The sequence below is a fragment of the Nocardioides halotolerans DSM 19273 genome, assembly GCF_000422805.1.
In the GTDB taxonomy this organism is placed as follows: domain Bacteria; phylum Actinomycetota; class Actinomycetes; order Propionibacteriales; family Nocardioidaceae; genus Nocardioides; species Nocardioides halotolerans.
Window position 1 is genome coordinate 1 of sequence record NZ_AUGT01000024.1, and the last position, 14,705, is coordinate 14,705.

Here is a 14,705-nt window from a genome sequence, read left to right on the forward strand (position 1 = left end):
GCCAACCCCGCACGACGCCCACCGACCCCCACCGGTTGCTGGCTGACCGCCGACCCGAACCGAGGCCCGGCAGCGGTCAGCAGCCAACCCCGCACCGACCCCGACCGACCCCCACCGGTTGCTGGCTGACCGCCCACCCGACGCGATTGCCGGGTCCTAGAGCCCCTGGAGCACCTCACGCATGAGCGCGGCTGTCTCGGACGGCGTCTTGCCGACCTTCACGCCCACGGCCTCGAGGGCCTCCTTCTTGGCGGCCGCGGTGCCCGACGAGCCGGACACGATCGCGCCGGCGTGGCCCATGGTCTTTCCCTCGGGCGCGGTGAAGCCGGCAACGTACCCGACGACCGGCTTGGTCACGTGGTCCTTGATGTAGGCCGCAGCGCGCTCCTCGGCGTCGCCGCCGATCTCGCCGATCATCACGATCGCCTTGGTGTCGGGGTCCGCCTCGAACGCCTCGAGCGCGTCGATGTGGGTGGTGCCCACGATCGGGTCACCGCCGATGCCGATCGCGGTCGAGAAGCCGAAGTCCTTCAGCTCGTACATCATCTGGTAGGTCAGCGTGCCCGACTTGGAGACCAGCCCGATCGGGCCCTTGCCGGCGATGGTGTGCGGCGTGATGCCGGCGAGCGACTCCTCCGGCGTGATGATGCCGGGGCAGTTCGGCCCGATCATGCGGGTGCCGCCGGTGTTGGTCGGGCCCTGCAGGTAGGACCACACCTCGGCGGTGTCCTGCACGGGCACGCCCTCCGTGATCACCACGAGCAGGCCGATGCCCGCGTCGATGGCCTCGATGCAGGCGTCCTTGGTGAACGCCGGCGGCACGAACACGACCGACGTGTCGGCCCCGGTCTCGGCCATGGCCTCCTTGACCGAGCCGAAGACCGGCAGCTCCTGGCCGGCGAGCTCGACCGTGGTGCCGGCCTTGCGCGCGTTGACGCCGCCGACGATGTTGGAGCCCGCCTCGAGCATGAGGGTGGTGTGCTTGGAGCCCATGCCACCGGTCATGCCCTGGACGATGATCCGCGAGTCCTTGTTCAGGTAGATCGACATGCTTCTTCTGCTTCTCTCGTCGTCGTCCGGTGCTCAGGCGCCGGCCAGCTCGGCGGCCTTGTCGGCCGCGCCGTCCATGGTGTCGACCTGGGTGACCAGTGGGTGGTTGAGCTCGTCGAGGATCCGGCGGCCCTCGACCACGTTGTTGCCGTCGAGGCGCACGACGAGCGGCTTGGAGGCCTCGTCGCCGAGGATCTCGAGGGCGCCCTTGATGCCGTTCGCGACCTCGTCGCAGGCGGTGATGCCGCCGAAGACGTTGACGAACACCGACTTCACCTGCGCGTCGTGGAGGATCACGTCGAGGCCGTCGGCCATCACCTGGGCGTTGGCGCCGCCGCCGATGTCGAGGAAGTTGGCGGGCTTCACGCCGCCGTGCTTCTCACCGGCGTACGCGACCACGTCGAGCGTGGACATCACCAGCCCGGCGCCGTTGCCGATGATGCCGACCTCGCCGTCCAGCTTCACGTAGTTGAGGCCCTTGTCCTTGGCCTTGGCCTCGAGCGGGTCGGTCTCCTCCTTGATCTCGAACGCCGCGTGGTCCTCGTGCCGGAAGTCCGCGTTGTCGTCGAGCGAGACCTTGCCGTCGAGCGCCTCGAGCTTGTCGCCCTCCAGGCGCGCGAGCGGGTTGACCTCGACGAGCGTCGCGTCCTCCTCGTCGAAGACCGTGTAGAGCGCCTGGATCATCGCGACGGCCTGCTCGAAGACGGGCTCGGGGAACTTCGCCTCGGTGGCGATCTCGCGGGCCTTGGCCTCGTCGACGCCGCTGCCGGGGTCGATCGCGATCTGCTTGACGGCGTCGGGGTTGGTCTTGGCGACCTCCTCGATCTCCACGCCGCCCTCGACGCTGGCGATGCAGAGGTACTGCCGGTTGGCGCGGTCGAGCAGGAACGAGAAGTAGTACTCCTCCACCGGCGGGGTGGCCGGTGTGACCAGCACGCGGTTGACGGTGAGGCCCTTGATCTCCATCCCGAGGATGTTCGACGCGTGCTCGAAGGCCTCGTCGGGCGTCCTGGCCAGCTTCACGCCGCCGGCCTTGCCGCGGCCGCCGGCCTTGACCTGGGCCTTCACCACGCAGAAGCCGTACTCCTCGGCGGCCGCCCGCGCCTCCTCGGCGGTGGTGACCACCGTGCCGAGGGTGGTGGTGACGCCGTGCTTGGCGAAGAGCTCCTTCGCCTGGTACTCCATCAGGTCCACGAGGGAAGTCCTTGATCGTCGTAGGTGCTCGTGGCGTCGCCGAGGCGACGCCCTCGGCGCACCCTAGTCCCGGGCCACCGGCCGTTACGAGGCCCCTGTACCCGACGTGATCCAGAACACGACGACGTCGTCGTCCAGCCCGGCCAGCGCATCCGCCCCGAGGTCCGCGTCCGCCACCGCGACCAGGTCGACGTCCTCTTGGACGGCGACCGCGGCGAGCTCTGCGGGCGACACGCCCGGCTCGATCACGATCACCTCGTGACCGGCGTCGCGCAGCGCGCGGTGACCGGTCTGGACGTCACCGCAGTACAGGAGGCGAATCGCCGACGCGGACATGGCTCGGAGGTAACCATGGGACCGACCCCGTGTTCCACAAAATGCGTTGACACCGATTTCGGGCGCCCCAGGGCATCCGCTAGGGTCGAGCGCGCTGTTCCTGTCGTCGGCCTGGGGGGACCCTGACCTGTGTCTGGTCACCGAGCTGAGCCTCAGCTTCTCGAGGCGCACTCCTCGACCCGGGATGCCGTGACCCCGAACGCCGGAGGCCGTCGCCGAGCCGACGTGCCGGTCGACTACGTGCCTCCTGTCGAGACCCCGTACGTCGGGCGTCGTAGGGCTGTGGTGCCCGAGGAGCCCCTGGGTCACACGCTCGTCGTCGAAAACCACCCGAAGGTGGAGGTGGCGCCGCCCGCGACGCCCGTCCTCGACGCGCCTGCCCTCGACACAGCCCTCGACACCGGCACGATCGAGCGGGTCCTCTCGTCGCTGGAGCCCGTCGACCAGACCACGTCGTTCGCCCACGAGCCGACCACCCGCCTCCCGATGCTGCGCGCGGAGCCGCCGTCGACTGCCGGCAAGCGCCGCGCGGTCAAGCGCTCCGGCGGCCGCGGCCCCCTCTTCAAGGGCTTCCCGTCGGCGCCGGTCCTGCTCGGCATCGCCGCGCTGGCCGTCTCGGTCGGTGGCGTCGCCACCGTCAACGACGCCCAGCCCGCCAGCGGCTCCGGCTCCGCTGCCGCCAGCACCCACGCGCCGTCCGCACTCGGCGGCACCAGCGGCACGGGCACCGTCTCGCCGCGCAAGCCGCAGGTCTCCCGCGACCACGCCCGCGACGCGCAGTCCGACGCCGCCGACCAGCAGCTCCAGGACGCGGCGGAGGCCGTCGCCGCCGAGCACGCCACCGCGATCAAGCAGCTCGCAGGCAAGGCCGAGGGCTACGCGAAGGTGCTCGCGAAGGACGTCTGGCAGTACCCCCTCGAGCCGGTCATCCTGACCGCCCGCTTCGGCCAGTACGGCCTGTGGTCGAGCTACCACACCGGCCTCGACTTCAACGGCGACACCGGCGACCAGATCCACGCGATCGCCAACGGCGTGGTCACCTCCGCCGGCTACGACGGCTCCTACGGCAACAAGACCGTCGTGCAGCTCGAGGACGGCACCGAGCTGTGGTACTGCCACCAGAGCGCCTTCAACGTCTCGGTCGGCGACACCGTCACCCGCGGTGAGGTCATCGGCCTGGTCGGCGCGACCGGCCACGTCACCGGCTCGCACCTCCACGTCGAGGTGCACCCCGGCGGCGGCGACGCGGTGGACCCCTACACCGCGATGCAGCAGCACGGTCTCTTCTGATACCCCCGCCTCGCTCCGCTCGGAACTACCGGGTCGCTCCGCTCCCCCCGCTCTCATTGCGTCATAGGCTTCGAGCACCCGTCTCCACGAGATGGATGACGCTCCGAGGGGGCGCCATCCCCCGGGGCCTGCGCGCGCCGCCCTCGCTCCGTCATCACGGGTGGGTGTGGGCGGGCTCGTCAGCCGCTGCGCGGCTGCCTCGCCCGCGCGACGGTGGCTGAGGTGCGAGGAGCGCCAGCGACGAGCCTCGAAGCCCCGTAAGCCGGGGCTGGAACTGGCCCACCGCCGATCGAGCTTGTCGAGATCCCCGCAGCGAAGGCACCCGGTCGACCCGGCCCGCGGTGGCGCAGGTGCCTTCGCTGCGGGGGTTTCGAGACGGTTGCTGCGCAACCTCCTCAACCAGCGTGGAGCCTAAGCACCCGCTCGCCCCCCCTGATCGAGCTTGTCGAGATCTCCGCAGCGAGACCGGCGGACTACAGCTTCTCGACCGGCGCGTACCGCAGCAGCAGGCGCTTGACGCCCTCGGAGCCGAAGTCGATCGAGGCGACCTGCTTGTCGTCGACGCCCTCGAGCGCGACGACGGTGCCGAGGCCGAACGAGTCGTGCACGACGCGGTCGCCGGGCTCGAGCGAGGGGATCGACCGGGCGGGCTTGGCCTTGGCTGCGGCGTCGGCCCGGGCGGCGGCGGTCGAGAAGTTGCGGCGGCCGCGGTCGGTGGGGGTGCCCCACGACCCGCCGCCGTACGACGAGGAGAGGTCGGGCCGCTCCCAGGTGGTCTGCGCGGCCTCGGTGCGGCGCCAGTCGACCAGGTCGACCGGGAGCTCGTCGAGGAACCGGGAGCCGGGGTTGTGCTGGGGTGCGCCCCAGGCGGAGCGGACCACGGCGCGGGAGATGTAGAGGCGCTCGCGGGCGCGGGTGAGGCCGACGTAGGCGAGGCGGCGCTCCTCCTCGAGCTCTGGCTGGTCGCCGAGCGAGCGGGAGTGGGGGAAGACGCCGTCCTCGAGACCGGTCAGGAACACGACCGGGAACTCCAGCCCCTTGGCGGTGTGGAGGGTCATCAGCGTGACCACGCCGTCGGCGTCGTCGGGGATCTGGTCGGTGTCGGCGACCAGCGAGACCCGCTCGAGGAAGTCGGACAGGCCGGGCGCCACGATGCCCGCGTCGACGTCGGCCGGGTCGGCGGACGGGCCGGCAACGGGGTCGTCGGCGAACTCGCGGGCGACCGCGACGAGCTCGCCGAGGTTCTCGCGGCGGGTCTCGTCCTGGGGGTCCTCCGACTCCTCCAGCGACTTGAGGTAGCCGGACCGCTCGAGCACGGACTCGAGGACGACGTCGGGCCGCTCGCCGGCGTCGACCATCGACTGGAGCTCCTCGATCATCGCCACGAAGCCCTGGATGTTGGTCTGCGACCGGGTCGCGAGACCCGGTGCCTCGGACGAGCGGCGCAGCGCCTCCCAGAACGTCAGCCCCTCGCGAGCGGCCAGGGCCTGGATGCTCTCGACGGCCCGGTCGCCGATGCCGCGCTTGGGGACGTTGAGGATCCGCTGGAGCGAGACGACGTCGTCGGCGTTGACGAGCAGCCGCAGGTAGGCGAGCGCGTCGCGGATCTCGCGGCGCTCGTAGAAGCGCACCCCGCCGACGACGCGGTAGGGCTGGCCGGTGCGGATGAACACCTCCTCGAAGACACGTGACTGCGCGTTGGTGCGGTAGAACACCGCGACGTCGGAGGCCTTGTGGCCGCTGTCGACGAGCTTGTCGATCTCGTCGGAGACGAAGCGCGCCTCGTCGTGCTGGTCGTCGGCGACGTAGCCCACGATGCGGTCGCCGTCGCCCGCGTCTGACCACAGCTTCTTCTCCTTGCGGCCCTTGTTGTGGCCGATCACGGAGTTGGCGGCGGTGAGGATCGTCTGCGTCGAGCGGTAGTTCTGCTCGAGCAGGATCGAGGTCGCGTTGGGGAAGTCCTGCTCGAAGTCGAGAATGTTGCGGATGTTGGCGCCGCGGAAGGCGTAGATCGACTGGTCGGCGTCGCCGACCACCATCAGCTCCGCGGGCTCGACGCGCTCGCCGCCCGAGCCGACCGCGTCGGGGTCCTCGAACTTCTCCGCGCACAGCTCGGCGATGAGGGCGTACTGCGCGTGGTTGGTGTCTTGGTACTCGTCGACCAGCACGTGCCGGAATCGGCGCCGGTAGACCTCACGCACCTCGGGGAACTGCTGGAACAGGTGGACGGTGAGCATGATGAGGTCGTCGAAGTCGAGGGCGTTGGCCTGCCGCAGGCGCTTCTGGTAGAGCGTGTAGGCGGCGGCGTACTGCTCCTCGAGCTTGTTCTTGGCCTCGCGGGTGGCGTCCTCCTCGTCACGCAGCTCGTTCTTGTGGTCGGAGACCCAGTGGAGCAACGAGCCGGGCTGGAAGCGCTTCGGGTCGAGGTCGAGCTCCTTGGCGACGTTGGCCATCAGCCTCTTCTGGTCGGCGGCGTCGTAGATCGAGAAGGACGACTTGTAGGTCGCCCCGCCGCCGCGCTCGAGCGCGGTGATCTCCTTGCGCAGGATGCGGACGCAGGCGGAGTGGAACGTCGAGACCCACATGATCCGCGCCCGCTTGCCGACCAGCTCCTCGACCCGGTGCTTCATCTCGGCCGCGGCCTTGTTGGTGAACGTGATCGCCAGGATCGAGCCGGGGTGTGCCTTGCGCTCGCTGATCAGCCAGGCGATCCGGCGGGTGAGCACGCGGGTCTTGCCGGAGCCGGCGCCGGCCACCACCAGCAGCGGCGACCCCTCGTGGACGACCGCCGCGCGCTGCGGCTCGTTGAGCCCCTCGAGCAGCTGCTCGCGGCTCGGACCGCCGCGCCGGGACTCCTTCTCCGCGGGCGCGGCGAGGTGCTCGAAGCCGGGCAGCGCGTCGGTGCTCATGCTCCTCCGGGGCCCCCGCGGCGTTGTCCGGTGGAGGAGCGCAGCGCGGGAGCCGGAGAACGTCGTGGGGTGATCATGTCCGCCCAAGACTACGTGGCGGCACCCCCCGCGCTGTCGGCCGTGGCGCCGCTGCTGCCGAAGGCCCGCTCCACCAGGTAGAGCACCAGCCCGACGCCCACGAGCGCCGCGCACCAGACCAGCGAGAACGGGTCGTCCTGGACGACGTACACGAGCAGCCCGAGGTTGGCGGCCAGGCCCGCGCAGAGCAGTGGCAGCGAGGCCCGGAAGCTGCCCTCGGTCTCGTCCTGGCCGTGCAGCTTCATCGCGGCCAGGATCACCATGAGGTAGATCAGCAGCAGGAGGACGACGGTCACGGTCGCCAGCCGGGCGACCACGTCGATGTCCAGCCCGGCCCCGTTGAGCACCGCCCCGACCACCAGCAGGCCGCAGACGACGATCGCGGAGAAGGCCAGCGCGGCGTGCGGGCTGCGCCGCCGGGCGTGCACCCGCCCGAACACGGCCGGGACCACGTCCTCGCGGGCCATGCCGTAGAGCACGCGGGACTGCGTCACGACCGAGGCGAGCGTGGTGTTGGTGATCGCGGTGCACGCGATCACCGCGAACACCGTCGCCAGGAGCGTGACCGACAGCGGCAGCACCCCTGACTCGACGACGTCCAGCAGCGGCGCCGCCGAGTTCGCGAGCTCGCCGGGCTCCACGACCAGGGCCGCGCTCATCGAGACCAGCACGTAGATGACGCCTGCGGTGAGCATCCCGCCGACCAGCGCGCGCGGGAAGTCGCGCTCGGGGTTCGTGGTCTCCTCGGCGAGGTTGGCGGCGTTCTCGAAGCCGGTCATCGCGAAGAACGCGAGCCCCACGCCGCCCACGATCGCCCAGATCGGGTTGCTGGCCCCGCTGAAGTCCACCAGCGACCCGAAGTCGGCACCGCCCTGGCCGACGCGCACCACCCCGACCACGATCACCACGAGCAGGCCGGCGGCCTCGATCACGGTCATGACCAGGTTGGCGACGACCGACTCGGTGATACCGAGGTAGTTCACGACCGAGAGCAGCAGGATGAACACGAGCGAGACCAGCAGCGCCGGCGGCAGCTCCCACAGCTCGGCGAAGTACGCCGCGAAGCCGGTGGCCAGCGACCCGGCGGCCGCGAAGCAGGCCGCGAGCATGCACACCGTCACCAGGAAGGTGAGGGCCGGCTTCTCGAAGGCCCGGTTGACGTAGAGGGACGCGCCGGCGGCCTGCGGGTACTTCGTCGCGAGCTCGGCGTAGGCCATCCCGGTGATCACGGCGACGGTGACGCCGACGGCGAACGACACCCAGAAGGCGCCGCCGACCGCGCCGGCCACGGCGCCGATGAGCACGTAGATCCCCGAGCCGAGGACGTCCCCGAGGACGTAGAAGAACAGCAGCCGTCCGGTGACGGTCTGCTTGAGCTCGGAGTCGCGGCCGGAGCTCTCCTGGGTGTCGGCGGTCGCAGTCATGCGAGCGCAGTACCCCGCTCAGGCGAGGAGAGTCCGGACCAGGACCTCGGCCAGGATCTCGGCGTAGTGCTCGGCCGTCCGTCCGCGGCTCTCCCACAGGCCGAACCACTCCGGGCTGTTGAGCGACCAGATCAGGTCGGCGACGTCGTCGTCGGACAGGTCCGCGCGCAGCTCGCCGGTCTCGCGCAGGTCGGCGACCAGCAGCCGCATGTTCGCGGCCCGGCGCTCCGAGATCGCGTCGTGCTGTGCGGCGCACTCCGGATCGGTGGCGCCGGCCTCGCGAAGGGCCCGCATGATCGGCACGGTGCGCGGCAGCACCCGGCCCATGGCCGCGGCGTAGGTGCGCAGCTTGGTCTCGGCATCGGGTGCCTCCTGCACCGCCAGGACGTAGTCGCGCTGCCCCGCCGGCACCGGCGCCGGCCCCTCGGCCAGCGCCATGTCGTGCACGGCGAGCAGCAGCTGCGGCTTGCGCCCGACGGTCGCGTAGACGGTGTCGAGCGACACCCCGGCCCGGTCGGCCACCGCCTGGACCGACGTGGCGGCGTACCCGCCCTCGGTGAAGAGGCCGCGGGCCGCGGCGAGGATCGCCAGCCGCCGCTGCTCCGCGGCGGCCCGGCGACGCGAGCCGTCGTAGCGCCTCTTGACCGGTGCCGCCATGCGCCTTACTTTATCCGAACTAGTTTCGGATGAATTGTAGGAGGCCCGCGGTGTCGCAGGACGAGCAGGTCGTGGTGCGGGAGCCGGGCACCGGGCGGCCCACCTGGGCGATGCAGTCGCTCTTCGAGCACCTGCTCGAGCCCGACCAGAGCAGCCGCCTCGGCGTCGCGCTCGTGACCCAGCCGCCGGGTGTGGCCACCCCGCTGCACCGGCACGACGAGGAGGCCGAGGCGTTCTACGTCCTCGAGGGCCGGCTCGACTACCTGGCGGGCGAGGACCTGCACGAGCTGTACGCCGGGTGCTTCATCCACCTGCCGCAGGGAGTGCCGCACGCGTTCCGCATCCGCGGGGAGGAGCCGGCGAGGTTCCTGGCGCTCACCACGCCCGCCGGACTGCTGCACCTCTACGACGAGGTCGGCATCCCCGCCACCGAACGACGGCTGCCCGGCGCAGACGCGCTGACCCCCGAGGTCGAGATCCCGAGGTGGGTCGAGGTCGGCCCGCGCTACGGCCTCGAGGTCGTCGGACCACCGATCCCGGAATGAGCGCGGCGCCGCCGGTCAGAGGAGCCGGCGGTCGTTGGCCCAGCGGGTCAGCTCGTGGCGGGAGGACAGCTGGAGCTTGCGCAACACGCTGCTCATGTGGGTCTCGACGGTCTTGATGGAGATGAACAGCTCCTTCGCGACCTCCTTGTAGGCGTAGCCACGTGCGATCAGCCTCATCACCTCCCGCTCGCGCTCGGTGAGCCGGTCGAGGTCCTCGTCGACGGCGGCGACCTCGATCGAGCCGGCGAAGGCGTCGAGCACGAACCCGGCCAGGCGCGGGGAGAAGACCGCGTCGCCGTCGGAGACCCGGCGGATCGCCGAGACCAGCTCGGGGCCGGTGATGGTCTTGGTGACGTAGCCGCGGGCGCCGCCGCGGATGGTGCCGATGACGTCCTCGGCTGCGTCGCTGACCGACAGCGCGAGATAGCGGGTGTCGGGCACGCGGGCCTGCGACCGCCTCATCACCTCGACGCCGCCACCACCGGGCAGGTGGACGTCGAGCAGCACCACCTCGGGCTGGTGCTCGGCGATGGCGGCCACGGCCTGGTCGACGTCGGCGGCCTCGGCGAGCACCTCGACCTGGCCGGCGCCGGCCGAGGCCAGCTCGGCGCGTACGCCGCTGCGGAACATGGCGTGGTCGTCGACGATGACGATGCGGACCGGACCGGGCGTGGGGGTGGTCATCAGTTCTCCTCTGGAGCGTGGGGGCGGGGCAGGTGCAGCCGGACCTCGGTGCCCTCGCCGGGGGTCGACCGGACCTCGGCGGTGCCGCCGTGGCGCTCCATCCGGTCGAGGATGCTGCGGCGGACGCCGTACCGGTCCTCGGGCACGTCGTCGAGCACGAAGCCTGAACCACGGTCGCGGACGAAGACGTCCACCGCGCCCGACGTGACCTCGGCGTAGACGTCCACGCGGCCGGTGCCGGCGTGCTTGGCGGCGTTGGTGACCGCCTCGCGAGTGGCCTGGACGACGGGGCGCAGGTGCTCGTCGAGGTCGCAGTCGCCGACGGCGACCACGTCGACCGTGACGCCGTGGTCGTCCTCGACCTCCGCGGCCGCCGCGCGCAGGGCCCCGGCCAGGCTGGACTCGTCGGTGGACTCCCCCGCGTAGAGCCACGAGCGCAGGTCGCGCTCCTGGGCGCGTGCCAGGCGGGCGACGGTGGCCGGGTCGTGCGAGCTCTTCTGGATCAGAGCGAGGGTCTGCAGCACGGAGTCGTGCAGGTGCGCGGCCACGTCGGCCCGCTCCTGGGTGCGGATGCGCTCCTCGCGCTCCGCGCCGAGGTCGGACGCGAGCCGGAAGACCCACGGGCCGACCACGAGGGCCAGGCCGGCGACGCCGAGCAGCCCGGCGATCAGGGCGACCTTGGCCTCGCCGAACGAGCTGCCGTTGACGCCCACCACGACCAGGGACACCACGACCAGGGCGACACCGGCACCGACCCGGGCGTACGACGCGGCGCCACCGGAGCCGAACACCATCCGCACCGGGTCGAGCCGCCCCGAGGTGTCGAGCCAGCGCTCCCGCTGGACCTCGTCGGCCTGTCGCCAGAGCAGCGCGACGCCGGCCAGGCCGATCACGATCGGCCAGAAGACGGCGCCGCTGCCGAGCGTTGCCTGCGCGACCAGGATCACGCCCAGACCGAGAGCTGCCAGAGCGATCGCCGGACCGGCGTCGCCGAGGCGGCGGACCCGCCGCGGCCGACGGCCACCTCGCGACGCGCTCTCGGCGCCCGGGGTGCTCGTCTCGAAGCGCGAGTCGGACGGCACGATCAGCCACAGGCCGATGTACATCGCGATGCCGAGGCCGCTGATCGCGGTCGCCAGCAGGAACGCCGCCCGCACCCACAGCACCGGCACCGCGAGGTGACGCGCCAGCCCGCCCGCGACGCCGCCGAGCACAGGGGACTCCGAGTCGCGGGTCACCTGGCGCCACTCGCGGTGCGAGGACGAGTGAGGATGCGTGGGCGCGGCGGTCATGAGGTGTCCAGCATCGCAGCCCGAGTGGCGCCACCCCATGGAGAACGACCCCGAGCCGACCCTGACGGCCCCCCGGGCAGGTCCGGCGGGTTTCAGGGTCGTCCCCGATGGTCGCGAGCGGCGCGAGGCAGCAACCTTGGTGCCATGACCACCACTCCGCCCGAGGCGCCACCCGAGCCGCCGCCCAGCAGCGAGGGTCCTCGCGTGACCCGCGAGGAGCTCAAGGACCTGGGCCGGATCAGCCGTACCACCGGACCGGACCGCAAGGTCGCGGGCGTCGCCGGCGGCCTGGCCCGCCACGTCGACGTCGACCCGGTCATCCTGCGGGTCGCCTTCGTCGTGCTGGTCTTCTTCGGCGGCGCGGGCGTGATCGCCTACGGCCTGTGCTGGCTGCTGCTCCCCGAGGACGGCAGCCTGCGCCGCCCGCTCGGCCTCGACGACCGCAACCGCGGCATCGCGCTGGTCGGTGTCGGGATCCTGTCCGGACTGGCGCTGTTGAGCGACACCTTCGGCAACGACTTCTTCCCCTGGCCGGTCGCGATCGTGATCGGTCTGGTCGTGTTCTTCGTGGTCGGCGTGCTCGACCGCGACCGGCGTGTCAAGCCCACCGCACCGCCCGTGCCGCACGCCCTCGACCCGGCCACCGGCGGATACTCCCCCGTCGCCCCCGGCACGCCGACGGTCACGCCTCCGTCGTACCGGCCGCCGCCGCGCAACCCCCGTCGCCGCGGGCCGATCCTGTTCTGGTTCACCATGGCTCTCGCCGCGCTCGGGATCGGCGTGCTCGGCATCGTCGACCTCGCGGGCGCTCCGGTCGCCGACGCGGCCTACCCCGCCCTCGTGGTCGGCGTCTGCGGCGCGATGCTCGTGCTCGGCGCGTTCTACGGCCGGGCCGGCGGGCTGATCTTCGTCGGCCTGGTGGCCGCGCTGGTGCTGTCGCTGGCGACGGTCTCGGAGCGCTTCGACGGCGAGGACATCACCCGCCACCCGCTGACCGCCGCCGAGGTGCCGTCCAGCCTCGACACCTCCGCGGGGGAGATCCTCCTCGACCTCACCGACGTGTCCGACCTCGCCGCCCTCGACGGCAAGAAGGTCGACCTCCATGCGGACGTCGGGCGGATCGTCGTCATCGTCCCCCACGGCCTGTCGGTCGAGGTCGACGCCGCCGTCGACGGCCCCGGGCACCTGGAGCTGTTCGGCGACGAGCGCGGCGGCATCGGCATCGACGACGAGGTCCGGCACGACGGCGGGTTCGGCGCACCCGAGCTGTTCGTCGACGCAGGCCTCTCGGTCGGCGAGATCAAGATCTACGAGGAGCACGTCTCATGAGCACCACCACCGGCCCCGGCACCGAGGACACCCGCCCCAGTGGACGCCACCCGGTCAGCATCGGCCACCTCGTCGTGGGGATCGCCCTCCTCGGCATCGTCGGCGTCTGGGCCCTCATCCAGACCGACACGGTCGCCGGCCACGAGGTCCGCTGGCTGATGCCGATCCCGTGGGTGGTGGCCGGCGCCGTCGGCCTGGCGGCGACGGCCTTCACCGGCTCGCGGCGCTACGCCGTCCGGCACACCGGCTGGGTCGGCAGCGCTCCCGAGGAGCCGGCGGACGACGCCGGAGCCGACGACCGCTCGGAAACCGTCTGACCTCAGCGCCGCCCGTGGGGTTGGATGGGCCCATGGCTCTCCCCACCCTCGGTCGCCTGGAGTCGTTGCCGGCCCTCGACCATCCCGAGCTGCTGGCTCCACCGGTGCTCGCCGCGCTCGAGGCCTGGGAGCACGGCGGCGAGCTCGCGGTCGTGGCGATCGACCCGGCCGTCGCGGACACCGCGGCGATGAGCGAGGCCTACGACCTCGGCATGGACACCGGCGCCAACTGCGTGGTCGTCGGAGGCCGCCGCGACGGGCAGGAGCGGGTGGCCGCGTGCCTGGTGCGCGCGGACACGCGGGCCGACGTCAACACCGTGGTCAAGCGGACCCTCGACGTCCGCAAGTGCTCGTTCCTGCCGATGGAGCGCGCGGTCGAGGAGACCGGCATGGAGTACGGCGGCATCACGCCGGTCGGGCTGCCGGACTCCTGGCGGCTGCTGGTCGACGCCCGGGTGCTCGACGTCGAGGTCGCGGTGATCGGCTCCGGCGTACGCCGGTCCAAGCTGCTGCTCCCCGGCCGGCTCGCCGGCGCGCTGCCCGGGGCCGAGGTGATCGACGGGCTGGCCGGATGACTGGCCGGATCACCGGCCGGGTCACTGGCCGGGTCACTGGCCGGATGACCCGCTCGCGCCTCCTCCGGCTCGCGGCGCTGCTGCCGCTGCTCGCACTGCCCGCGGCGTGCGGCGGCGACGACGACCCGGGCTCGCCGGACGCCGGACCGGAGTCCAGCCCCACCAGGTCTCTCTACACGCTGACGCCCATCCCGCTGCCGCCGAAGCCACCGCCCACCGGCACCCTGATCGCCGACATCGAGCAGTCGTCCCGCGACGGCGCCGCGAACCGGTTCCAGGTGTGGATCGACAACGACACCGACCGTCCGATCACGCCGACCCGGGTGGTCTACCACGACGACCGTTTCGGGGCTCCCCTCGAGGCGACCAGGCTGCGCGACATCCCGTCACAGGCCCGCCGCGGGTTCCAGATCACCGAGCCCGACCAGCCGGCCTGCGGCCGCACCGCCGAGAGCGGCACCGTGACCGTCGACTACGTCGTCGACGGCGAGCAGAAGAGCGAGACGATCCCGGTGGCCGACGAGGCAGGGGTCGTCGAGCGCATCGCGTCGTCGACCTGTCTCGAGCTCGGTATCGCGAAGGTCGCGCACCTCAGCTGGGCCGACGAGGTGACCGCCGACGGCGACGGCGGCAAGGGCTCGATCGGCACGATGACGCTGCTGATCGAGCCGACCGGCCGGCCCGGGCCGACGCTGAGGATCGACAGCATCGCCGGCAACCCGATCCTCTCCCCGGGTGACCACGGGGTCTACGAGGCCGACCTGACGATCACCGGCGACCAGCCCCCGCGGCGGGTCCCGGTGCCCATCAAGCCCACCCGGTGCGACGCCCACGCGTTCGGCGAGTCCGGCAGCTTCGCGGCGTTCGGGATCAACGTGCACGTCGACGGCGAGCCCGGCACGTTCGTGCTCCGCCTCGGGCCGGTCGCGGCGGTCAACGCGGTGACCTACGCCAAGGCCTCGTGCGGGTTCCTGACCTCCATCGGAGGCGGTCAGGGCTGACGCCCGGGACACCGATAACCGTTC

At 71.9% G+C, this 14,705-nt stretch carries 14 protein-coding genes; 6 read left to right on the forward strand and 8 right to left on the reverse strand.

The features are described 5' to 3' along the window. Positions 1–156 precede the first annotated feature (156 nt). The 3 genes from sucD to G514_RS0107580 all read right to left on the reverse strand — a co-directional run bounded on the left by sucD (position 157) and on the right by G514_RS0107580 (position 2,580). The gene (gene sucD / locus G514_RS0107570; RefSeq protein WP_028651259.1) at positions 157–1,050 is read right to left on the reverse strand and encodes a succinate--CoA ligase subunit alpha; all 894 of its coding nucleotides are present in this window, start codon (positions 1,048–1,050) and stop codon (positions 157–159) included. Positions 1,051–1,083: 33 nt separating this feature from the next. Beyond that, positions 1,084–2,244, reverse strand: coding sequence for an ADP-forming succinate--CoA ligase subunit beta (gene sucC, locus G514_RS0107575; protein WP_028651260.1), 1,161 nt, complete (start codon positions 2,242–2,244; stop codon positions 1,084–1,086). Between the two features lie 84 nt (positions 2,245–2,328). Then, complete coding sequence (locus G514_RS0107580) at positions 2,329–2,580, reverse strand: hypothetical protein (protein WP_028651261.1); 252 nt, start codon at positions 2,578–2,580, stop codon at positions 2,329–2,331. Positions 2,581–2,865: 285 nt separating this feature from the next. Between G514_RS0107580 and G514_RS25485 the strand changes: the two genes are divergently transcribed. Beyond that, positions 2,866–3,870 carry a M23 family metallopeptidase gene (locus G514_RS25485; protein ID WP_157544649.1) on the forward strand — a complete coding sequence of 335 codons (1,005 nt, stop codon included), beginning with the start codon at positions 2,866–2,868 and terminating at the stop codon, positions 3,868–3,870. 473 nt (positions 3,871–4,343) lie between these two features. Here the strand turns inward: G514_RS25485 and pcrA are convergent, their stop codons facing one another. From pcrA to G514_RS0107600, 3 genes are all read right to left on the reverse strand, one after another. Continuing rightward, the gene (gene pcrA / locus G514_RS0107590) at positions 4,344–6,779 is read right to left on the reverse strand and encodes a DNA helicase PcrA (RefSeq protein ID WP_028651262.1); all 2,436 of its coding nucleotides are present in this window, start codon (positions 6,777–6,779) and stop codon (positions 4,344–4,346) included. Positions 6,780–6,868: 89 nt separating this feature from the next. Next, positions 6,869–8,281, reverse strand: coding sequence for an APC family permease (locus G514_RS25490; protein ID WP_051247072.1), 1,413 nt, complete (start codon positions 8,279–8,281; stop codon positions 6,869–6,871). An 18-nt stretch (positions 8,282–8,299) separates the two neighbouring features. After that, a complete protein-coding gene (locus G514_RS0107600) occupies positions 8,300–8,938 on the reverse strand; it encodes a TetR/AcrR family transcriptional regulator (protein ID WP_028651263.1) in 639 nt (212 codons plus the stop codon). Positions 8,939–8,988: 50 nt separating this feature from the next. Here G514_RS0107600 and G514_RS29060 point away from each other — a divergent pair, with 50 nt between their 5' ends. Continuing rightward, a complete protein-coding gene (locus G514_RS29060; RefSeq protein ID WP_051247074.1) occupies positions 8,989–9,483 on the forward strand; it encodes a cupin domain-containing protein in 495 nt (164 codons plus the stop codon). Between the two features lie 15 nt (positions 9,484–9,498). Here G514_RS29060 and G514_RS0107610 read toward each other — a convergent pair whose 3' ends face one another. After that, the gene (locus G514_RS0107610; RefSeq protein ID WP_028651264.1) at positions 9,499–10,167 is read right to left on the reverse strand and encodes a LuxR C-terminal-related transcriptional regulator; all 669 of its coding nucleotides are present in this window, start codon (positions 10,165–10,167) and stop codon (positions 9,499–9,501) included. Further along, the gene (locus tag G514_RS25500) at positions 10,167–11,405 is read right to left on the reverse strand and encodes an ATP-binding protein (protein ID WP_245582132.1); all 1,239 of its coding nucleotides are present in this window, start codon (positions 11,403–11,405) and stop codon (positions 10,167–10,169) included. The genes G514_RS0107610 and G514_RS25500 overlap by 1 nt, the downstream gene beginning before the upstream one ends. A 198-nt stretch (positions 11,406–11,603) precedes the next feature. Here G514_RS25500 and G514_RS0107620 point away from each other — a divergent pair, with 198 nt between their 5' ends. The 4 genes from G514_RS0107620 to G514_RS0107635 are packed head-to-tail and all read left to right on the forward strand — an operon-like array spanning position 11,604 to position 14,681. Beyond that, complete coding sequence (locus G514_RS0107620) at positions 11,604–12,788, forward strand: PspC domain-containing protein (RefSeq protein WP_169576326.1); 1,185 nt, start codon at positions 11,604–11,606, stop codon at positions 12,786–12,788. Continuing rightward, positions 12,785–13,105, forward strand: a complete 321-nt coding sequence (locus tag G514_RS29065) for a hypothetical protein (protein ID WP_028651266.1) — start codon at positions 12,785–12,787, stop codon at positions 13,103–13,105. The genes G514_RS0107620 and G514_RS29065 overlap by 4 nt, the downstream gene beginning before the upstream one ends. Positions 13,106–13,137: 32 nt before the next feature. Next, positions 13,138–13,680 (forward strand): YbaK/EbsC family protein, encoded by a 543-nt coding sequence (locus G514_RS0107630; protein WP_028651267.1) that lies wholly within the window; start codon positions 13,138–13,140, stop codon positions 13,678–13,680. Positions 13,681–13,724: 44 nt separating this feature from the next. Then, positions 13,725–14,681, forward strand: a complete 957-nt coding sequence (locus G514_RS0107635) for a hypothetical protein (protein ID WP_028651268.1) — start codon at positions 13,725–13,727, stop codon at positions 14,679–14,681. Positions 14,682–14,705: the final 24 nt, after the last annotated feature.

What these genes read in the sequence shown, in the direction of transcription:
- G514_RS0107610 (WP_028651264.1), bottom strand. Translation starts at nt 10,167, where the DNA reads ATGACCACCCCCACGCCCGGTCCGGTCCGCATCGTCATCGTCGACGAC.
- G514_RS25490 (WP_051247072.1), bottom strand. Translation starts at nt 8,281, where the DNA reads ATGACTGCGACCGCCGACACCCAGGAGAGCTCCGGCCGCGACTCCGAG.
- pcrA (WP_028651262.1), bottom strand. Translation starts at nt 6,779, where the DNA reads ATGAGCACCGACGCGCTGCCCGGCTTCGAGCACCTCGCCGCGCCCGCG.
- G514_RS0107580 (WP_028651261.1), bottom strand. Translation starts at nt 2,580, where the DNA reads ATGTCCGCGTCGGCGATTCGCCTCCTGTACTGCGGTGACGTCCAGACC.
- G514_RS0107620 (WP_169576326.1), top strand. Translation starts at nt 11,604, where the DNA reads ATGACCACCACTCCGCCCGAGGCGCCACCCGAGCCGCCGCCCAGCAGC.
- G514_RS29065 (WP_028651266.1), top strand. Translation starts at nt 12,785, where the DNA reads ATGAGCACCACCACCGGCCCCGGCACCGAGGACACCCGCCCCAGTGGA.
- sucD (WP_028651259.1), bottom strand. Translation starts at nt 1,050, where the DNA reads ATGTCGATCTACCTGAACAAGGACTCGCGGATCATCGTCCAGGGCATG.
- G514_RS0107635 (WP_028651268.1), top strand. Translation starts at nt 13,725, where the DNA reads ATGACCCGCTCGCGCCTCCTCCGGCTCGCGGCGCTGCTGCCGCTGCTC.
- G514_RS0107630 (WP_028651267.1), top strand. Translation starts at nt 13,138, where the DNA reads ATGGCTCTCCCCACCCTCGGTCGCCTGGAGTCGTTGCCGGCCCTCGAC.
- G514_RS0107600 (WP_028651263.1), bottom strand. Translation starts at nt 8,938, where the DNA reads ATGGCGGCACCGGTCAAGAGGCGCTACGACGGCTCGCGTCGCCGGGCC.